Origin of the sequence: Gemmobacter fulvus (genome assembly GCF_018798885.1) — a bacterium.
In the GTDB taxonomy this organism is placed as follows: Bacteria; Pseudomonadota; Alphaproteobacteria; order Rhodobacterales; family Rhodobacteraceae; genus Gemmobacter; species Gemmobacter fulvus.
The window spans coordinates 470,263-490,275 of record NZ_CP076361.1 but is presented as its reverse complement, the minus strand read 5'-3'; the positions used below and the strand labels follow the sequence as shown (position 1 = coordinate 490,275).

Annotated in this window: 19 protein-coding genes and 1 tRNA gene; 10 read left to right on the top strand and 10 right to left on the bottom strand. The window is 64.1% G+C overall.

Annotated features, from left to right (window positions below; genetic code table 11):
- Positions 1–79 precede the first annotated feature (79 nt).
- The 5 genes from ccmA to KM031_RS02310 are packed head-to-tail and all read left to right on the top strand — an operon-like array spanning position 80 to position 2,814.
- Positions 80–703: a heme ABC exporter ATP-binding protein CcmA gene (gene ccmA, locus KM031_RS02330; RefSeq protein ID WP_215507885.1), complete on the top strand. Its 624-nt coding sequence runs from the start codon at positions 80–82 to the stop codon at positions 701–703.
- A complete protein-coding gene (ccmB, locus tag KM031_RS02325) occupies positions 700–1,356 on the top strand; it encodes a heme exporter protein CcmB (protein ID WP_215507883.1) in 657 nt (218 codons plus the stop codon). Before ccmA ends, ccmB begins: the two co-directional genes overlap by 4 nt.
- A gap of 51 nt (positions 1,357–1,407) precedes the next feature.
- Complete coding sequence (locus KM031_RS02320) at positions 1,408–2,136, top strand: heme ABC transporter permease (protein WP_215507881.1); 729 nt, start codon at positions 1,408–1,410, stop codon at positions 2,134–2,136.
- Positions 2,133–2,294, top strand: coding sequence for a heme exporter protein CcmD (ccmD, locus tag KM031_RS02315; RefSeq protein ID WP_215507879.1), 162 nt, complete (start codon positions 2,133–2,135; stop codon positions 2,292–2,294). The genes KM031_RS02320 and ccmD overlap by 4 nt, the downstream gene beginning before the upstream one ends.
- On the top strand, positions 2,287–2,814 hold the full coding sequence (locus tag KM031_RS02310; RefSeq protein WP_215507877.1) for a DsbE family thiol:disulfide interchange protein: 528 nt from the start codon (positions 2,287–2,289) through the stop codon (positions 2,812–2,814). The genes ccmD and KM031_RS02310 overlap by 8 nt, the downstream gene beginning before the upstream one ends.
- A 1-nt stretch (position 2,815) precedes the next feature.
- Here KM031_RS02310 and KM031_RS02305 read toward each other — a convergent pair whose 3' ends face one another.
- The 4 genes from KM031_RS02305 to acnA form a co-directional block, all read right to left on the bottom strand.
- Positions 2,816–2,941, bottom strand: coding sequence for a hypothetical protein (locus KM031_RS02305; RefSeq protein ID WP_260692073.1), 126 nt, complete (start codon positions 2,939–2,941; stop codon positions 2,816–2,818).
- A gap of 147 nt (positions 2,942–3,088) precedes the next feature.
- Positions 3,089–4,278 (bottom strand): IS3 family transposase gene (locus KM031_RS02300; protein ID WP_260691981.1). Its coding sequence is split into 2 segments (ribosomal slippage): positions 3,089–4,020 and positions 4,020–4,278, totalling 1,191 coding nucleotides; the frame shifts between segments, so codons are not numbered across the junction.
- 61 nt (positions 4,279–4,339) lie between these two features.
- Positions 4,340–4,603 carry a hypothetical protein gene (locus KM031_RS02295; RefSeq protein ID WP_215503990.1) on the bottom strand — a complete coding sequence of 88 codons (264 nt, stop codon included), beginning with the start codon at positions 4,601–4,603 and terminating at the stop codon, positions 4,340–4,342.
- Between the two features lie 66 nt (positions 4,604–4,669).
- Positions 4,670–7,357, bottom strand: a complete 2,688-nt coding sequence (gene acnA / locus KM031_RS02290) for an aconitate hydratase AcnA (RefSeq protein ID WP_215503991.1) — start codon at positions 7,355–7,357, stop codon at positions 4,670–4,672.
- Between the two features lie 301 nt (positions 7,358–7,658).
- On the opposite strand from acnA, the gene KM031_RS02285 reads away from it, so the two are divergent.
- Positions 7,659–8,357 (top strand): DUF1223 domain-containing protein, encoded by a 699-nt coding sequence (locus KM031_RS02285; RefSeq protein WP_215503992.1) that lies wholly within the window; start codon positions 7,659–7,661, stop codon positions 8,355–8,357.
- 9 nt (positions 8,358–8,366) lie between these two features.
- On the opposite strand, the gene KM031_RS02280 is transcribed toward KM031_RS02285, so the two are convergent.
- From KM031_RS02280 to lon, 6 genes are all read right to left on the bottom strand, one after another.
- The gene (locus KM031_RS02280) at positions 8,367–9,248 is read right to left on the bottom strand and encodes a lysophospholipid acyltransferase family protein (protein WP_215503993.1); all 882 of its coding nucleotides are present in this window, start codon (positions 9,246–9,248) and stop codon (positions 8,367–8,369) included.
- 7 nt (positions 9,249–9,255) lie between these two features.
- Complete coding sequence (locus KM031_RS02275) at positions 9,256–10,122, bottom strand: DMT family transporter (RefSeq protein WP_215503994.1); 867 nt, start codon at positions 10,120–10,122, stop codon at positions 9,256–9,258.
- A gap of 113 nt (positions 10,123–10,235) precedes the next feature.
- Positions 10,236–11,453, bottom strand: coding sequence for a cytochrome b/b6 domain-containing protein (locus KM031_RS02270; protein ID WP_215503995.1), 1,218 nt, complete (start codon positions 11,451–11,453; stop codon positions 10,236–10,238).
- A 203-nt stretch (positions 11,454–11,656) separates the two neighbouring features.
- A tRNA-Val gene (locus KM031_RS02265) sits at positions 11,657–11,731 on the bottom strand.
- A gap of 19 nt (positions 11,732–11,750) precedes the next feature.
- Positions 11,751–12,227, bottom strand: coding sequence for an HU family DNA-binding protein (locus KM031_RS02260; RefSeq protein ID WP_215503996.1), 477 nt, complete (start codon positions 12,225–12,227; stop codon positions 11,751–11,753).
- Between the two features lie 146 nt (positions 12,228–12,373).
- A complete protein-coding gene (gene lon, locus KM031_RS02255) occupies positions 12,374–14,782 on the bottom strand; it encodes an endopeptidase La (RefSeq protein ID WP_215503997.1) in 2,409 nt (802 codons plus the stop codon).
- Between the two features lie 378 nt (positions 14,783–15,160).
- Here lon and KM031_RS02250 point away from each other — a divergent pair, with 378 nt between their 5' ends.
- The 4 genes from KM031_RS02250 (at position 15,161) to KM031_RS02235 (ending at position 19,858) form a co-directional block, all read left to right on the top strand.
- Positions 15,161–17,467 carry a calcium-binding protein gene (locus KM031_RS02250; RefSeq protein ID WP_215503998.1) on the top strand — a complete coding sequence of 769 codons (2,307 nt, stop codon included), beginning with the start codon at positions 15,161–15,163 and terminating at the stop codon, positions 17,465–17,467.
- A gap of 203 nt (positions 17,468–17,670) precedes the next feature.
- Positions 17,671–18,600 carry an ACP S-malonyltransferase gene (fabD, locus tag KM031_RS02245; protein WP_215503999.1) on the top strand — a complete coding sequence of 310 codons (930 nt, stop codon included), beginning with the start codon at positions 17,671–17,673 and terminating at the stop codon, positions 18,598–18,600.
- Between the two features lie 104 nt (positions 18,601–18,704).
- Positions 18,705–19,442, top strand: a complete 738-nt coding sequence (gene fabG / locus KM031_RS02240; protein ID WP_215504000.1) for a 3-oxoacyl-[acyl-carrier-protein] reductase — start codon at positions 18,705–18,707, stop codon at positions 19,440–19,442.
- A 182-nt stretch (positions 19,443–19,624) separates the two neighbouring features.
- Positions 19,625–19,858, top strand: coding sequence for an acyl carrier protein (locus KM031_RS02235; protein ID WP_091300786.1), 234 nt, complete (start codon positions 19,625–19,627; stop codon positions 19,856–19,858).
- The last annotated feature ends 155 nt before the right edge of the window (positions 19,859–20,013 follow it).

Genomic DNA, 20,013 nt, shown 5'->3' with positions numbered 1-20,013 from the left:
ATGAGGGCGCGTCTTGTCCCTTTGTCGCAGAGGGCGGCTTTCGCTTTGCGGCGCTTTCGCAATCGGATAGGCAGGGCGCATGGAATATGTCGTCACCGATCTGGCTTGTGCGCGCGGCGGGCTGACCGTGCTGGAGGGCGTGGGTTTCACCCTGCGCGCCGGGCGCGCGCTGGTGTTGCGTGGGCCGAATGGCATCGGCAAGACCACCTTGTTGCGCACTCTGGCGGGATTGCAGCCTGCGGTGCAGGGCCGAGTTGCGGTGCCGCCGGACAGCATTGCCTATGCCGCCCATGCGGATGGGCTGAAGGCCACGCTGAGCGTGGCCGAGAATCTGGGCTTCTGGGCCGCCATCTATGGCACCGACCGGGTTGAGACCGCGCTGGTGCAGATGAACCTGACTGCCCTGCGCGACCGGGCGGCGGCCAATCTGTCGGCCGGGCAGAAGCGGCGGCTGGGGCTGGCGCGGCTCTTGGTCAGCGGTCGGCCGATCTGGATGCTGGATGAGCCGACGGTCAGCCTCGACGCCGCTTCGGCTGCGCTGTTTTCCGATCTGGTGCGCGGCCATCTTGCGGCGGGGGGGGCGGCGCTGATCGCCACGCATATCGACCTCGGGCTGGCCGAGGCCGAGGTGCTGGACCTTACGTCGTTCCGTGCCACAGGGCGGGTGCAGGCGGCGCGTGGCTTTGACGAGGCCTTTGCATGATTGCCCTGCTGGTCCGGGATCTGCGTCTGGCAATGCGGGCGGGCGGCGGCTTTGGCCTTGGCCTTGCATTTTTCCTGCTGGTGGCGGTGCTGGTGCCGCTGGGTGTGGGCCCCGAGGGCGGCACCTTGGCGAAGATCGCGCCGGGCATCCTGTGGCTTGGCGCGCTGCTGGCCTGTCTGCTGAGCCTCGACCGGATTTTCGCGCTGGATTACGAGGATGGCTCGCTCGATCTGCTGGCCACCGCGCCGATCCCGCTGGAGGGGGTGGTGGCGGTCAAGTCGCTGGCGCATTGGCTGGTGACAGGGCTGCCGTTGACGCTTGCCGCGCCCTTGCTGGCGGTGCTGCTGCATCTGCCGGGGGCGGGGTTTGGCTGGTTGCTGCTGTCGCTGGCGCTTGGCACGCCTGCGCTGTCGGTGATCGGCACCTTCGGGGCGGCGCTGACCGTGGGGCTGAAGCGTGGCGGCCTGCTCCTGTCGCTGCTGGTGCTGCCGCTTTATGTGCCGACGCTGATCTTTGGTGCCGAGGTGGTCAAGCGCGGCGCGGCGGGGCAGGCGGTCGAGGCGCCACTGCTGTTGCTGGCCGGGATCACGCTGGGGGCGGCGGCGCTGCTGCCCTTTGCCTCGGCGCTGGCGCTGCGCATCAATCTGCGGTGAGGGCGCGACTTGCCGCTTGCCGTTCGTTCAACCGGGATTTAGCGAGGATCCATGTCGCTGTGGGAATATGCCAATCCGAAGAAGTTCATGCAGACCGCCGCGCGGCTGCTGCCGTTCGTGGCCGCCCTTGCGGTGCTGACGCTGGGAACCGGTCTGATCTGGGGCTTTTTCTTCACGCCGGATGATTACAAGCAAGGCTCGACGGTCAAGATCATCTATATCCATGTGCCCGCCGCGATGATGGCGATCAATGCCTGGGTGATGATGCTGGTGGCCAGCCTGATCTGGCTGGTGCGCCGCCATCATGTCAGCGCGCTTGCGGCCAAGGCGGCAGCGCCGGTGGGCATGGTGTTCACGCTGATCGCGCTGATGACGGGGGCCTTCTGGGGCCAGCCGATGTGGGGCACCTGGTGGGAATGGGATCCGCGGCTGACCTCGTTCCTGATCCTGTTCCTGTTCTATCTGGGTTATATCGCGCTGTGGCAGGCGGTGGAGAACCCCGATACCGCCGCCGATCTGACAGGGCTGTTGTGTATCGTGGGATCAGTCTTTGCGCTGCTCAGCCGCTATGCGGTGAATTTCTGGAATCAGGGGCTGCATCAGGGGGCGTCGCTGTCGCTCGACAAGGAAGAGAACGTGTCGGATGTCTATTGGTATCCGCTGCTGTTGTGCCTTGCCGGGTTTGTGGCGCTGTTCGTGGCGCTGGTGCTGTTGCGCACGGTGACAGAGATCCGCGCGCGGCGGCTGGCGGTGTTGTTGGCGCGGGAGAGACTGGCATGATGCCGGAGCTGGGCAAATATGCGGGGGTCGTGCTGTCCTCTTATGCGGTGACGATGCTGTTGCTGCTGGCGGTGGTGGGCCTGTCGCTGTGGCGGGCGGCGCGGGTGAAGCGCGCACTGCACGAGGTGGAAATGCGGCAGGGGAAGCAGGATGGCTAAAGCCTTGATGTTTGTGCCGCCGGTGGCCTTTGCGGCGCTGGCAGCGATGTTCTGGCTGGGGATGCAGCGCGAAGATCCCGAGGCGCTGCCCTCGGCGATGATCGGCCGCGCCGCCCCGGCGGTGCAGGTGGTGCCGCTGGGCGATCTGCCGGTGTTCGATGCCGCGGCGCTGACGGCCCCTGGCGTCAAGCTGGTGAACTTCTGGGCGAGCTGGTGCGCACCCTGCCGCGCCGAACATCCGCAACTGGAGGCGCTGCGCGCCGAAGGTGTGGTGATCCATGGCGTGAACTACAAGGATGACCCGGTGAAGGCTGAGGCGTTTCTGGCAGAGCTGGGCAATCCCTATGCGACGATCGGGGCCGATGCGGGCCGGATGGCGCTGGACTGGGGCCTGTATGGCGTGCCCGAGACTTTTGTGATCGACGGCGCGGGCAAGGTGGTGCTGCGCTTTGCCGGGCCGATCACCGCGCAGGAACTGGAGCGGCTGATCCGCCCGGCCATGGCCAAGGCCGCGCAATAACCTACCCAAGTGCCAGCAGGCTGCCCAACAGCAGCATCAGCGCCAACTCTGCCCAGGGCAGACTCGGCGGCCAGTCGCGCGGGTGGGCCGACAGCTCGGCCTGCGTGACGAGGTTGGGAAAGGGCATGGCGGGCTCCATCTTGACTGAGGGCACCATGCGGACGGAGAACTTAACGCGAACATAACGGCTGCGCAGATGGCGGGAAACAGCCCGTTGCAGCGCGCGAAACAAAATGACACCTGACGGGATGCGGTGTGACGTTGCCCCCGACTTTTATCCAGCGTGAGCGAGACTCCGAGTTTGAGTTTGGCTGTTTTGGTCGGGTTGGGCAACGGGGGCTGGCGCGGAGCTTTGCGGGTTGCGCAGCGTCTGGCCCCGTTGCGGGGTGAAGGTTTGGGCGAACTCGGCAGGCGTCTGCCAGCCAAGGCGTGAATGCGGGCGTTCGGTGTTGTAGTCCTTGCGCCAGACGGCGAGCATGGCGCGGGCGTGGTTCAGGGACGGGAACAGGGTCTCGTTCAAAAGCTCGTCTCTCAGGCGACCGTTGAAGCTCTCGATGAAGGCGTTCTGGGTCGGCTTGCCGGGCGCGATGTAGTGCCAGTCGATCTTGCGGTTGTCAGCGAAGGTCAGGATGGCGTTCGACGTAAACTCGGTCCCGTTGTCGCTGACCACCGTGATCGGCTTGCCGCGGGCCTCGAACAGGGTCGCCAACTCCCGCGCTACCCTTGCGCCAGATAAAGACGTGTCGGCGATCAGGGCAAGGCACTCCCGCGTGCAGTCATCCACAACGGTCAGCACGCGGAAGCGGCGGCCGTCGGTCAGTTGGTCGGAGACGAGGTCGAGCGACCAGCGCTGGTTCGGCATCAGCGGCAGCGTCATTGGGGCTCGCGTCCCTATCGCCCGCTTGCGCCCACCGCGGCGACGCACGTGCAGCCGCTCCTCGCGGTAGATGCGGAACAGACGCTTGTGGTTCACCTCATGCCCCTCGCGCCGCAAGAACACATGCAGCCGCCGATAGCCGAACCGGCGGCGCACCCGCGCCAGTTCTTTCAGCCGCTCACGCAGCACCGGGTCATCCTGACGGATCGCCTCGTAGCGCATGGTCATCCGGCAACAACCGATCACCCGACACGCCCGCCGCTCGCTCATCCCGTGATCTGCCACCAGATGCGCGACCGCTTGTCGCTTTGCGGCGGGCGTCACCACTTTTTTCCCAGGAGATCCTTCAGCGCGGCATTGTCGAGCATCGCATCCGCCAGCAACCGCTTCAGCCGGGCGTTTTCGTCCTCGAGACCCTTCAGCCGCTTGGCCTCGATCACATCCATACCGCCATACTTGGCTTTCCACTTGTAGACCGTCGCATCACTGACGCCATGCTTGCGGCACAGATCGGCGACGGAAATCACGGCCTCGTGCTCCTTCAGAATGCCGATGATCTGATCTTCGGTGAACCTGCTGCGCTTCATCTCTGGTCCTTTCAGTTGGGCCAGAGTCTACCTCAAACTGGATTAGGCGGAGGGGGCAACGTCAACCTCCATGATTTTCACTATTGGGATAGTCGAGTCTCCAGCAGGCTCCTGTCGCGTCTTCAACTAGGACAGCCTGCCATCCTGAGGGACAAATCCAGACTTCCCTCAGGCTCGCCCGTTTCGCGTTCTCGAGTTCTCCGCGAAGGACTTCAAAGTTCATAATCACCTGCCATGCGCGCCAGATCGCCGTATCTTGATGGCGGATGCCTGTGAGGTCAACATCTGCTTCATCCCACAAAGCTGACATCGGCTGCCATGCCATCCTGACGCCCCCACCAACAAAAAGGCCCCGGATTACTCCGGGGCCTTTTCCACTGCTCAGACCTGATCAGGACTTGGCGAGATCGCGCAGCACATAGTGCAGCACGCCGCCATGTTCGACATATTCGATCTCGATTTCGGTATCGATCCGGCACTTAATCTGGATGGTTTTCACCGTGCCATCCGCATAGGTGATGGTGCAGGGCACCAGGCTCAGCGGTTTCAGATCGCCGTCCAGACCGGTGATCGACACGACCTCATCGCCGGTCAGGCCCAGCGATTTGCGGGTGTCGCCTGCGGTGAATTCGAACGGGATCACGCCCATGCCCACGAGGTTGGAGCGGTGGATGCGTTCAAACGATTCCGCGATCACGGCCTTGACGCCCAGCAGGGCAGTGCCCTTGGCAGCCCAGTCGCGCGACGAACCGGCACCGTATTCGATGCCGCCGAAGATCACCAACGGCGTGCCCTCGGCCTGATAGGCCATCGAGGCGTCGAAGATCGAGGTCTGAACGCCATCCGGGCCTTTGGTGTAACCGCCCTCGACGCCATCCAGCATCTCGTTCTTGATGCGGATATTGGCGAAGGTGCCGCGCATCATCACTTCGTGGTTGCCGCGGCGCGCGCCGTAGGAGTTGAACTCCGACACCGGCACCTGACGTTCGGTCAGATACTTGCCGGCCGGGGTGGTCGACTTGAACGAGCCGGCCGGGCTGATGTGGTCGGTGGTGATCATGTCGCCGAGCAGCGCCATCACACGTGCGCCCTCGATGTTCTTGATCACGCCCGGCTCTTTCGCCATGCCTTTGAAATAGGGCGGGTTCTGGATGTAGGTCGACGAGGCGGGCCAGTCATAGGTCTCGGAATCCGTGACCTCCACCGCCTGCCACTTTTCATCGCCCTTGAACACGTCGGCGTATTTCTTCTGGAACGCCTCGCGCGTCACCACTTCATGCACCAGATCCGCGATTTCCTTGTTGGTCGGCCAGATGTCTTTCAGATAGACCGGCTGACCATTGGAGCCGGTGCCCAGCGGTTCGGTGGTGATGTCGATGTTCATGTCCCCGGCCAGCGCATAGGCGACAACCAGCGGCGGCGAGGCGAGGTAGTTGGCGCGCACGTCAGGCGAGATGCGGCCTTCGAAGTTGCGGTTGCCCGACAGAACGGCGGTCGCCACAAGATCACCTTCGGCAATCGCTGCCGAGATTTCCGGTTGCAGCGGGCCGGAGTTGCCGATGCAGGTGGTGCAGCCATAACCGACCAGGTTGAAGCCGACCGCATCCAGATCTTCCTGAAGCCCTGCGGCATTCAGATATTCCGACACGACCTGTGACCCGGGGGCCAGCGAGGTTTTCACCCAGGGCTTGCGGTTCAGACCCAGCGCACGCGCCTTGCGCGCCACAAGGCCCGCACCGATCAGCACATAGGGGTTGGAGGTGTTGGTGCAGGAGGTGATCGACGCGATGACGACCTTGCCCGAGGACATGGTGTAATCTTCGCCCTTCACCGCCACTTCAACGCCCACCGGACGTTTGAAGGACGCATCCATTTCCTTGGCGAACGAGGCTTTCGCATCGGTCAGCGGCAGATAGTCCTGCGGGCGCTTCGGACCCGAGATCGCGGGCACGATGGTGCCCATGTCCAGCTCCAGCGTGGAGGTGTAGATCGGCGCGTAATCGGCACCGCGCCACATGCCATTGGCCTTGGCATAGGCCTCGACCAGCGCAATGCGCGCCTCGTCACGGCCGGTCTGGCGCAGGTAACGCAGGGTTTCGCCGTCGATCGGGAAGAAGCCGCAGGTGGCGCCATATTCCGGGGCCATGTTGGCGATGGTCGCCCGGTCGGCCAGCGGCAGGTGATCCAGACCTTCGCCGTGGAATTCGACGAACTTGTTCACCACGCCATGTTTGCGCAGCATCTGCACGACCTTCAACACGAGGTCGGTGGCGGTGGTGCCTTCCAGCATCGCGCCGGTCAGCTTGAAGCCGACCACTTCGGGGATCAGCATCGACACCGGCTGGCCCAGCATGGCCGCCTCGGCTTCGATCCCGCCGACACCCCAGCCCAGCACGGCCAGACCGTTGACCATGGTGGTGTGGCTGTCGGTGCCGACCAGCGTATCCGGGTAGGCCACTTCCTCGCCATTCTGGTCCTTGTCGGTCCAGACGGTCTGCGCGAGATATTCCAGGTTGACCTGGTGGCAGATGCCGGTGCCCGGCGGCACCACGCGGAAGTTGTTGAAGGCGTTCTGGCCCCATTTCAGGAACACATAGCGTTCCATGTTCCGCTCGTATTCGCGGTCCACATTGGCCTGGAAGGCGCGCGGGGTGCCGAATTCGTCGATCATCACCGAGTGGTCGATCACGAGGTCAACCGGGTTCAGCGGGTTGATCTTCTGCGCATCGCCGCCAAGGCCAAGGATGCCGTCGCGCATGGCCGCCAGATCGACCACGGCCGGAACCCCGGTGAAATCCTGCATCAGCACGCGGGCCGGGCGATAGGCAATCTCGCGCGGGTTCTTGCCGCCCAGTTTGCCCCAGTCGGAGAAGGCCTTGATGTCATCCACCGTGACGGTCTTGCCGTCTTCAAAGCGGAGCATGTTTTCCAGCACCACCTTCAGGGCGGCGGGAAGATTGGCGAAATCGCCCAGACCAGCCGCTTGCGCCGCCGGGATCGAGTAATAGGCGACGGATGCGCCGCCTGCGGTCAGGGTCTGCCGTGTTTTGCTGCTGTCGTGTCCGACGGTGACGGTCATCTGTCGCCTCCTGGCTTTGGCTCGGGAAATGGGCTCGGTATTCGGATCTTCCCCCTTGTCATGCCGCATCGCGGCACATCGCGCAAGGGAGTCGAACAGGTTTGTATGCAATTGTATGCCGAAAATCCAGTGCAGATTTCAGGGCGCGGCGGTGTTGGCATCTTGTCGCCACTTTGGCAGCTGCCTGTGGCCATCCTGCCGCGCTTCACGGCATGTGCGCGGCCTCTCGCAAAACCTTGATTGGCAGAAAAGCGCCTGTTTGACTAGAAGCGAGGGATCAACTGGGATCGGGAACGCCACCATGCGTCAGGCAATCAGCGCCGCTTGCGGCCTATGGATCGGTTTTGCCGCAATGGCAGCGGCACAACAGGGGCCGGTGGTGGTGGAACTCTACACCTCGCAGGGCTGTTCGTCCTGCCCGCCTGCGGATGAATTTTTTGCAACACTGGCCGATGATCCGAGCCTGATCCCGCTGGCGCTGCATGTGGACTATTGGGATTACATCGGCTGGGAGGATCGGTTTGCCAGCCCCTCTTATACCGCGCGGCAGAAGGCCTATGCCCGCGCGGCGGGCAGCCGCACGATCTATACGCCGCAGATGATCGTCGATGGCGGCGCGCGGGTCGAAGGGAATGATCCCGAGGCGGTGGCAGCGGCGATCACGGCGGCGCGGCAATCGCTGGAGCCGGTGCAGCTTCAGGTGCAGCGCGAGGGCGATACCCTGCACATCCGCGCCGAATCTGCCGAAGGCATCGGTATGCCGCTTCGGGTGCAGCTTGTGCGCTATCGCAAGGAAGCAACGGTCGAGATCACGCATGGCGAAAACGCCGGGCGCAGCGTGACCTATCGCAACATCGTCACCAGTTGGGAAAAGCTGGGCGAATGGGCCGGGCATCCGCCGTTGGACATTGACGCGGCGATGGCGGGGCAGGAGCCTGCGGTGGTGATCCTGCAACGCGAAGGCCCGGCAGAGATCGTGGCGGCCGCGCGGGTCGACTGAGGCGGGAGCCTAGTCTTTCCAGCGTTTGTGGATCCAGAACCACTGATCGAGATGCTGGCGCACATGCGCCTCCAGATGGTCGTTCAGCGCTTGCGTCATCGCCTCGGCGGTGCTGTGCGGGATCGGTGCATCGACCAGAATGTCGAAATCCAGCCCGTTCTCTTGCCGGATCGCATATGTGGGAACCAGCAGCGCGTCATATTTCAGCGCGAGTTCCGCAGCCGACAGCGCGGTCTTGGCAGGATGGCCGAAAAAGCGCAGCTTGGGCGCGTGTTTCATATGCTGATCCTGCACGATGCCCAACATGCCGCCACCGCGCAGAAAGCGGATCATGCCCGCCATGCCCTGCCGACCGCGCGCAAACAGCGGCTCGCCGATGCCTGAAATCGCGGCAACGTAATGGGCATTGAAATAGCGGTTGGTCATCGGGCGATAGAGGCCGCCCACCGCAAAGCCCCGCGCAATCAGCGCCGCGCGGCTGGCATCGTAATTGCCGAAATGGCCGGTCACCAGCAGCACCGGGCGGCCTGTCGCGCGGGCCTGTTCCAGCGCGGCCAGACCGGGGCCGTGGATCGGTGCCGCCTTGGCGCGGGCGGTGAAGGCCGCGCCGGAATACAGTTCGATGATGGTGCGGCCCACATTGTCGGGCACAGCGCGCACCATGCGCCGCACCTCGGCGGCGGGCATCTCGGGGAAGATCAGCGCCAGATTGTCGCGGATGCGGCGGTTGTAACCTGCCAGAGGGGCGATGACCCGCGCAAAGATCCAGCCACAGAGCGGCACACGCCAGCGATAGGGCAGCAGCAGCAGCCCGCCGATCAGCCCGCGCAGAACGAGGTTTTGCAGCCAATGCGCCGGACTGGCCGGCAGATGGTCTGGGGAAGTGGCCATGGATCTCTCATCTGGCGCGGTTGGCCCGCGTTTCGCGTTGCCAGACATAGACACCGGCCCCCGCGATCACAAGGGCACCGAGCAGGGTGTAGGCGTCGGGCCATTCGTCAAACAGCAGGATGCCCCAGCCGGTCGCAAACACGATGCCGACATAGCCGAAAGGTGCGATGGCCGAGGCCTCGGCCACGGTAAAGGCGCGGATCAGGAAGAACTGCGCCAAGGCCCCCAAGGCGCCGATGGCAACAAACCCCGCGATATGCGCCGTGGCGATCGGTTGCCAGCTGAACGGCAGCAGGACCGAGGTGACAAGCGTGCCGAACAGCGCCGAATAGAGCAGCGAGGTCGAGGGATGTTCATCATGGCCGACGCGGCGGGTGAAGATGGCATAGCCCGCATAACAGATGGCGCAGCACAGCGGCAGCAGGGCGGCGGGCTGAAACACGCCCGCACCGGGCCGGATGATGATCAGCGCCCCGGCGAGGGCTGCCAGCACGCCGAAGATGCGTCGGGGCCCCAGCTTTTCGCCCAGAAACACCGCAGCCCCCAGGGTGATCAGCACAGGGTTGATGTCGGTGATCGCGGTGGCCTCGGCCAGACCGATATGGCCAAGGCTGAAGAAGAAAAACGCGGTGGCTCCGAACTGGAACAGCGAGCGCAGCGTTTGCAGCCCCGGATAGCGGGTGCGCAGCAGGCTGCCCAGCCGGGGCAGGAACACCAGCGCCACGATCACGCTCTGCCCTGTATAGCGCGCCCAGACCACTTGCAGCGTCGGGTAGATGGCCACAAGGGTTTTGGCCAGCGCATCCATCGTGGTGAAGATGGCAATCGCCGTCAGCATCAACAGGATGCCGCGTTTCGTATCTGTCTGGGGCATGGGATGCGCGCGCCTTTCCGGGTCGGGGGAGGCTAGGCGCTGGCGCGGGGGAGGGCAAGGGGAGCCGCCCGATTTTGATCAAATCGGGCGGCAATTCCATGCGGTCTGCGGTCTCAGCCCTTGCGGGTGGCGGTCAGGGTGACAGTCACCGTCACGCCAAAGCCGACGCTGCTTTCATCGCTATACGAGGCCCCCATGCCAAAGTCGCGGCGGTCCAGAGTGGCGCTGCCCTGCATGGTGGCGCTGTCGCCTTGCAGATCCAGCGTGAAGGGCAGCGACAGCGGCACCGTCACCCCACGCAGCGTCAGGCTGCCCTGCGCGACATAGCCGGTGGCCCCGGCGGCGGCGGGCAGGATCTCGGCCTCGAACACCGCCTGTTTGTGCTGGGCCACGTCAAAGAACTCGGCCTCTTTGGCCTGATCGGTGACAGCCCCCAGCGTCAGGCTGGTGGTGTCGATGGTCACGCGCACGCGGCCGTGGCGGCCATCGGTGGGGGATTCGGCAAAGGTGATCTCGGCCTGCCAGTCGGGGAAGCTGCCCGCGACATCCGCGCCCATCTGTTTGACGCTAAAGCCCAATGTGCCATTCACCACCTGCCAGTTGCCGCCGGTTGCGGGCGTGGTCGGGGCAGGGGTTTCGGCCACGGCCTGCGGCGCGGGGCTTGGCGTCGGGGCGGCGGTCAGCGACAGCGCCGTCGCCGTGCCCGCCGCATACAGCGCCAGCGCGGCAAAGATCGGGCCGCGCGGATGATGCGCCCGCCCGCCGGAGGGGGTGCCTTTGGTCATGCGGGCCAGGGTGCCATCGCGGTCGATCAGCGCATGTTTCAACGCCCCTGCAACATGCAGCAGAATCGAACCGATCAGCAGCTTGCCGAACAGCCAGTGCAGCGTGGTGGCACCAGCGGCCAGGGCTTCGGATTTCGGCACCAGCGGCAGGTTCTGCCCGAACGGCCAGAGGATTGGCGCGAATCCGTCGACGGCAGCATGATGCACCCAGCCGGACAGCGGCACCGCCAGCATGGAGATATAGAGCGCCCAATGCACGGTTTCCGCCGCCAGCGTTTCCAGCCGACGATCAGGATGCAGCGGCGCGGGGCGCGGCTGGCTCAGCGCCCAGAGGATTCGCGCGGCAGCGACAAAGAAGGCGGCGATGCCGATGGTCTTGTGCAGCGAAAAGATCTGCGCCTTCTGGGCGAGGGCGGCAGAGCTGTCATAGGGCAGGCTTTCGGCATAAAGCCCAAGGCCGATGGCGGAAAGGATCAGCAGCGCCGTCAGCCAGTGCAGGCTTCGCGCAATGCCGCCATAAGCGGTGGAGGTGTTGGTTGCGGGCATGTCGGCTCCTTTTGCTGCGGTGCAGAGTAGCAGGTTCGGCTCTGTGCCGGAACTTGCAGCGCCTGCACAGGGCCTGTGCATCGGCGCAGCGCCGCTTCACGCAACTGTGTGTGGGGGGGCCAAAGGAAAAGGCCGCTCACCCGGATGGGGAGCGGCCTTTTGTCCGTGCGCCGGTGGGTTTAACGGACCCTGCGGCAGTATGATGGTGGGTGATAAGAGATTTGAACTCCTGACATCTTCGATGTGAACGAAGCGCTCTACCACTGAGCTAATCACCCGTTGGCGCGGGTTCTAACTTTACTCTTCGGCCTCTGCAAGCCCCTCTGTGACATCTTTTTTCACAGAATTCTTACCGGGCTGTTTTGTGCCGCCGCGCTTCAGCTTGATGACCAGCATTTCACCGTCATTGCTGGCATTGCTTTTCTGACGCCCGACCTTGGCCTTGCCCAGCGGCGGCAGATTCAGGTCATGCCCCTTGGACAGCGCGGCACCAAGCGCGGCCAGCGTTGCCTCGACAATCTCTTTGACACCCTTCTTCTTGCCGCCGGTTGCTTTCACGACCTCGTCCAGCAGGGTTTTCAGCTTCATCACATCTGCCGTGGCCTTGACCGTCAGATCCGGCGCGGCCGAGGCGATGGCCGTATCGACCAGCGGGGCCTCTGCCTTGGGGGCGACGGGGCGGCCCGGTGTCTTGCTGGCGGTTTTGGTGGCAGGGCTGCGCGACGCGCGTGCCTTGGATGTTGCAGCCTTGGCATCCGCAGGTTTGGTGGCCATCATCTGTCCCTATTGTTTCTCATTCTGCGACAACACTATGCCAGAAATTCTGAACAAGAAACTACAGCTTTGTCGTCAAAGGGCCGCTTTGCATAAGAAAAAGGGCGCGGAGACCGCGCCCTTCTGCTGTATCCGGTGGCAACCGCTCAGTGTGCGGTCTGGCCTGCCTGCCCGTCGGTGCCCGCCTTGCGTGCCGCCGCAGCGGCCTCTTCGGCGGCTTCGTCCCATTCCACCGGCTCGGGTGCGCGCACCAGAGCCAGTTTCAGAACCTCGCGCACATGCGACACCGGAATGATCTGCAAGCCCTGCTTCACATTCTCGGGGATCTCGGCCAGATCCTTCTCGTTTTCCTGCGGGATCAGCACCGTCTTGATGCCGCCGCGCAGGGCCGCCAGAAGTTTCTCTTTCAGGCCGCCGATGGCGCTGGCATTGCCGCGCAGCGTCACTTCGCCAGTCATCGCAATGTCCTTGCGCACCGGGATGCCGGTCAGCACCGAGACAATCGCCGTCACCATCGCCAGACCGGCCGAAGGCCCGTCTTTCGGCGTGGCCCCGTCGGGGACGTGGACGTGGATGTCGATCGCCTCGAACTTGGGCGGTTTCACCCCGATGTCGGGGCTGATGGACCGCACATAGCTCGACGCCGCCTCGATGGATTCCTTCATCACATCGCCCAGCTTGCCGGTGGTCTTCATCCGGCCCTTGCCCGGCAGTTTCAACGCTTCGATCTGCAACAGATCGCCGCCGACGCTGGTCCAGGCCAGACCCGTCACCACACCGACCTGATCGGTCGCTTCGGCAAGGCCATAGCGGTAGCGCTTCACGCCGAGGTAATCCTCAAGCTGCTCCGGGCCGATCTCGACCGATTTGGTCTTGCCCTTGACGATCTCGGTCACCGCCTTGCGGGCGAGTTTCGCAATCTCGCGTTCCAGATTCCGCACGCCCGCTTCGCGGGTATAGGTGCGGATCATTTCCAGCAGCGCGTCGTCGCTGATCGTGAACTCGCCTTTTTTCAGCGCGTGGTTGGTGATCTGCTTCTGGATCAGGTGACCCTTGGCGATCTCGCGCTTTTCGTCCTCGGTGTAGCCGGCCAGAGAAATGATCTCCATCCGGTCCAGCAACGGGCCAGGCATGTTGTAGCTGTTGGCGGTGGTCAGGAACATCACGTTCGACAGATCGTATTCCACTTCAAGATAGTGGTCGACGAAGGTCGCGTTCTGTTCCGGGTCCAGCACCTCCAGCATGGCGCTGGCCGGGTCTCCCCGGAAATCCTGGCCCATCTTGTCGATCTCATCGAGCAGGATCAGCGGATTGGTGGTTTTCGCCTTTTTCAGCGCCTGAATGATCTTGCCGGGCATGGAGCCGATATAGGTGCGGCGGTGGCCCCGGATTTCCGATTCGTCGCGCACGCCGCCGAGGCTGATGCGGATGAATTCTCGCCCGGTGGCCTTGGCGACCGACCGGCCAAGCGAGGTTTTACCCACGCCGGGGGGGCCGACGAGGCAGAGGATCGGACCTTTCATCTTGGCCGAGCGTGCCTGCACCGCCAGATATTCGACGATGCGTTCCTTGACTTTTTCCAGACCATAGTGATCGGCGTCCAGAACCTTCTGTGCGGCGGCCAGATCTTTCTTGGTGCGCGATTTGACGCCCCATGGCACGCCCAGCAGCCAGTCGAGATAGTTGCGCACGACCGTTGCCTCGGCGCTCATCGGGCTCATGGATTTGAGCTTTTTCAGCTCGCCTTCCGCCTTTTCGCGCGCCTCTTTCGACAGATCGGTCTTGCGGATGCGTTCTTCCAGCTCGTTCAGCTCGTTCTGGCCGTCCTCGCCGTCACCCAGCTCCTTCTGAATGGCCTTCATCTGCTCATTCAGGTAATATTCGCGCTGGGTGCGCTCCATCTGCGTTTTCACGCGGGACTTGATCTTCTTTTCGACCTGAAGCACGGACATTTCGCCCTGCATGTGGCCGTAGACCTTTTCCAGCCGCTCGGCCACATCCAGCGTTTCCAGCAGCGCCTGTTTCAGCGCCACGTCAATGCCCAGATGCCCGGCCACCAGATCGGCCAGCCGCGCCGGTTCGCGCGTGTCCGAAACGGCGGCCAGCGCCTCTTCGGGGATGTTCTTCTTGATCTTGGCGTAACGCTCGAACTCTTCGGCGACGCCCCGCAGCAGGGCATCCACCACGGCCTGATCGCCCGGGGTTTCGTCCAGCACCTCGGCCCGCGCCTCAAAGAAACTGTCATTGGGCAGGAATTCGGTGATCTTCACCCGCGCCTTGCCTTCGACCAGCACCTTGACGGTGCCATCGGGCAGTTTCAGCAATTGCAGCACATTGGCCAGCACACCCGCGCGATAGATGCCATCCGCCTGAGGATCATCCACCGTGGGGTCGATCTGCGATGACAGCAGGATCTGACGATCTTCTGCCATCACCTCTTCCAGCGCCCGGACCGATTTCTCGCGTCCTACGAACAGCGGCACGATCATATGCGGAAACACCACAATATCGCGCAGCGGCAGGACAGGGTAGCTGGGGGAATGTTGTTCGCTCATTCGCGTGTCCTTGTCTGGCAGGAAGGCATCGGCCCCGCTCATCGGCAGCCCTCGCCTCCCCCTTTGGTTCCCATATCTGGGGGGCCGTCATGGAACTGTCAACTGCGCCAGCCGATCACATTCCATGTGTCGGGCCCTGCGTGGCGGTGCCCGGTTTTCAGCGCAGGGGTGTCTGGTGGCGGGCCGGATCGCGCGAGATCTGCATAAGTCTTGTTTTTGTAGCCGATTTTGCCCGCTGCGCAGGCTTGACGCAGCGTCGGCCACAAGGAACTCTGGACAGGTTTTCAGGGTGACTGTTTTTCAGGCAGATCCGCCATCCGATATGGCCCGGTGCTGCCGATGCGCGGTTTCCAGTCTCTAGAATCGGAGTGCAGGACGATGGCGGTGATCACGGATGAGGCCGACGGTATCGGGCGCGTGCTGCGGGGCGTGGCGGGCGAGACCAATAGCCTTGCCGGGCTTGATGGCAACGACACGCTGTTTGGCGCAGAGCTGACAGATGTCATTCTTGCGGGCACGGGGTTTGACCAGATCTTTGGCGGTGGCGGGGCGGATCGGGTGATCCTGGAACATGACGCCTTCAATGGCACAGGTTTCGGCGCCGACCGCTGGATCGACTTTGACGCCGCAGAGCTGGACCGGATCGACGTTTCGGACACCGGACAGGGATCAAGCAGCGGCGGGGCCATCGGTATTGGCGAGATCGAGACGATCAAGGCCATGATGTTTTATGTGTTCACCTCCGGCGGCACCTATGTCGAAATCCAGTGGGGCACCTCGCGGCTGTCGCTGGAGGGCGTGAGCAATATCGCGGATCTGGGCAGTTCCAACTTCGTGTTCAACCAGTCGACTACGGCGGATGTCTTTACCCTTGGCAGCGGCAACAGCATCCTCGCGCTGTCCGGGGGCCATGATTTTGTCGATGGCGAGGCGGGCAATGACACGCTGTTCGGCGAGCAGGGCAAGGATACCGTGCTGGGCGGCAGCGGGAATGACATGGTGTTTGGCGGATCGGGCAATGACACGCTGTTTGGCGATGCCGGGGCGGATACCATCAACGGCGGCAGCGGCGCGGATGAGATCGTGGCCGGAACGGGCAATGACACGATCCTTGGCGGCCTTGGGGCCGACCGGGTGAAGCTGAGCCATGATGCGCTGACCGGGGCCGGGCATGGCACCGAAACCTGGCGCGATTTCGCGCTGGTGCAGGGCGACAAGGTGGATGTGTCCAATCTGGGCGGGGCGGGCCTGTCGACCTTCAATTTCGGCATCGGCGAGATGGACACCGTGCTGGCCATGGCGGCGGTGGCCCCCTCGGGCGGGCGCGGCATGAACTGGGGCAGCACCCGGATCGACCTGGATACCGTGACCGGCCTGACCGCTGCCATGTTCACCTTCAACCGCACCGATATCGGACAGTCGGTCAGCTTTGGCGCGATGGGCAATATCGCGGCGATGGCCTTGGGCGATGACACGATGAACGGTGGCGGCGGCGCGGATACGCTGTTCGGCGAGCAGGGCGACGACAGCCTGCTGGGCGGCAGCGGCGGCGACGCGTTGTTTGGCGGCTCGGGCAATGACGGGGTGGCGGGCGGCGCGGATGCCGATCTGCTGTTCGGCGGCACCGGGGCCGATACGCTGGGGGGGGCGGCGGCGGCCGATACCCTGCATGGCGACTCGGGCCGCGACGTTCTGTTCGGCGGGGCTGCGGATGATGTGCTGTCGGGCGGCAGCGAGGGCGATACGCTGGACGGGGGCGCCGGTGGCGACACGATGACCGGCGGCGACGGCGACGACCTCTATTATGTCAATCAGGCACCCTATCCGCTGGATCCGTTTGACAGCTATGACCGCTGTGTAGAGCTGAACGGCACCGCAGGCGGTATTGACCGGGTGATCGTCAGCGCGCGGGAATATACGCTTGAGGCCAATATCGAAAACGCCACTGTCATCGCCAAGATCGGCGGCGAATACCTCGGCTTCGGTCTGCCGATCCTGCTGTTCGGCAATGAGGCCGACAATCAGCTGACCGGATCCACCACCCAGCGCAGCGCGCGGCAGGTGATCGACGGCGAAGGCGGCGATGATACGATCAATGGCCTTGGCGGCCTTGACGAGTTGTTTGGCGGCAAGGGCGCGGATGTGATCGACGGTGGATCGGGCAATGATCTGGTCATGGGCGGGCGCGGGCTGGACATGCTCTCGGGCGGTCTGGGCCGCGACACGCTGAGCGGAGATACCGATTTCGATTTTGTGGATGGGCGGCTGGTGGATCTGACCGCGCCCTCCGAGGACAGGTTTGTCTTCGATACCGCCGCCGGGCGCGAAGATGCGGATCTGATCGCCGATTTTGACAGCCGTGATTTCATCATGCTGGACAGATCGGTGTTCACCAGCCTGACCGGCGACAGCGGCCGGGCCATTGCACGCGGCAATTTCGTGCTGGGCAGCGAGGCGCGCGATGGGAATGACTTCATCCTGTATGACGCAGACAACGGGGCCCTGTGGTATGATGCGGATGGCAATGGCGGTGGGGCCAAGCAGTTGATCTGCAACATCTATAGCGGCAGCCGCCCGGAAGTGCGCGAAGTGCCGGTGTCATTCACCGCGCCGTATGGCATCGAGATCAGCTACAAGTTCGTCGCGGCGGCGGGGATCGACAATTTCGATATCCTGCTGCTGTGACGGGCCGCGCAACCGGCAGGGAGTGGCACCTTTGGTGAGACTCATGTAGACCTGCGGGGCGATTTGCGGCAGGTCCGCAGGGGCACCGGGGCCGCAAACCCGGCAAAACAGACAGACGTCCAAACGTCATGGCGATTGCCAGTGACCGTGAGTGTTGCCAGTCTTGTGTGACGTTTGGATGAGAAGGCCGTGAAGGAGAGTACATGAGCCGCGCATTCGTATTTCCCGGACAGGGAGCGCAGACCATCGGGATGGGCCGGGCCCTGGCCGAGGCCTATCCGGCGGCGAAAGCCGTGTTTGACGAGGTGGATGAGGCGCTGGGCGAAAAGCTGTCCGCCCTGATCTGGGACGGCGATATTGCCGAGCTGACGCTGACGCAGAACGCGCAGCCCGCGTTGATGGCGACCTCGATCGCGGCGCTGCGGGCGCTGGAGAGCGAAGGCATCGGCATCGAAAGCGCATCGTTCGTGGCCGGGCACAGCCTGGGCGAATACTCGGCCCTCTGTGCTGCGGGTGCGCTGGGCCTTTCGGATACGGCGCGTCTGCTGCGCATCCGCGGCCGGGCGATGCAGGAAGCGGTGCCGGTGGGCGTGGGCGCGATGGCCGCGCTGCTGGGCCTCGATTTCGAGGCGGCGACGGCGGTGGCCGCCGAGGCCGCGCAGGACGAAGTCTGTCAGGCCGCGAATGACAATGATCCGGCGCAGGTCGTGGTCTCCGGCCACAAGGCCGCTGTGGAGCGGGCTTTGGAGATTGCCAAGGCGCGCGGCGCGAAACGGGCGCTGCTGCTGCCGGTCAGCGCCCCGTTCCATTGCGCGCTGATGCAGCCAGCCGCGCATGTGATGGCCGAGGCGCTGGCCGCCGTGGTGGTGGAAAAGCCGGTGGTGCCGGTGGTGGTCAATGTTCGGGCCGAAGCGGTGACTGAGCCGGACCGCATCCGTGATCTGCTGGTGGCGCAGGTGACAGGCTCGGTCCGCTGGCGTGAAAGCGTGTTGTGGATGGCGGGCGCGGGCGTGACCGAGTTCTGGGAAATCGGGGCGGGCAAGGCGCTGTCGGGCATGATCAAGCGGATTGCCAAGGACGCCACCACACGCGCCATCGGCACGCCCGAGGATGTGATCGCGGCAAAGGGATGATGGACGCCCGCGCGGGGGCCGGGGTGTTTGCCCGCGCGCCTCTGCGGGTGTCTGGATCAGGATGAAGGCCGGAACGGGGTTCCGGCGCGGGAAAGGAATTTGGGATGTTTGATCTGAGCGGCAAGACGGCACTGGTCACCGGGGCGTCAGGCGGCATTGGCGGCGAGATTGCGCGCGTGCTGCATGGCGCGGGGGCCACGGTGACCCTGTCGGGCACGCGGCTGGCCCCGTTGGAGGCGCTGGCGGCAGAGTTGGGCGACCGCGTGCATGTGCTGACCTGTGATCTGGGCAATGCCGAAAGCGTCGAGGCGCTGCCCAAGGCGGCGATTGCGGCGATGGGATCGGTGGATGTGCTGGTGAACAATGCGGGCATCACGCGCGACAATCTGTTCATGCGCATGTCGGATGACGAGTGGCTGTCGGTGCTGGAGGTCAATCTGACCTCGACCTTCCGGCTGTGCCGGGGCGTGCTGCGCGGCATGATGAAGGCGCGATGGGGGCGGATCGTCAATATCTCGTCCATCGTCGGGGCCACCGGCAATCCGGGGCAGGGCAATTACGCGGCGTCGAAGGCGGGCATGGTCGGCATGTCGAAAAGCCTTGCCGCCGAGGTGGCCAGCCGGGGAATCACGGTGAACTGTGTGGCACCGGGCTTCATCACCACGGCGATGACCGACAAGCTGAATGATGAGCAGAAGGGCCGCATCCTGACGCAGGTTCCGGCCGGGCGCATGGGCGAGGCCTCGGAGATCGCGGCGGCGGTGCTGTATCTGGCCAGCCCGGAAGCCGGCTATGTGACGGGCACGACGCTGCATGTGAATGGCGGTATGGCGATGCTGTAACGCCGGCGGGGCGGGTATTTAAAGCGTTTGCCAAGCCTTTGCCCGCTTGCTATAGCCGCGAACGGAACTGCCGGTGCCGCAAGGGGCCGGTTCCCTGCCGCAATGCGGGGGAAATCGCCAGGGGCCACCCCTGGCAGGGACACCAGACCGGGGGCCACCCCGCAACGATATGAGGAAGTGACATGAGCGACATCGCTGATCGCGTGAAGAAGATCGTCGTCGAGCATCTCGGCGTCGAAGAGGACAAGGTGACCGAGAATGCCTCGTTCATCGACGACCTGGGCGCGGACAGCCTCGACACCGTCGAGCTGGTGATGGCCTTCGAAGAAGAATTCGGCATCGAGATCCCGGATGACGCTGCAGAAACCATCCAGACCTTCGGGGATGCGGTGAAGTTCATCTCCGGCGCAGTCTGATCCTTCTGCGTGACCTGTTGGAAAAGGCGCCCCCTGAGCGGGGCGCCTTTTGCATTGCGCCGACGGCCTGTTTGCACAGGCATCCGGCAGATGCGCGCCACCGATGCGGGGCGATTGTTGCTTAAGGGAAACCGGGCGTGTATCACAGCGGGCGG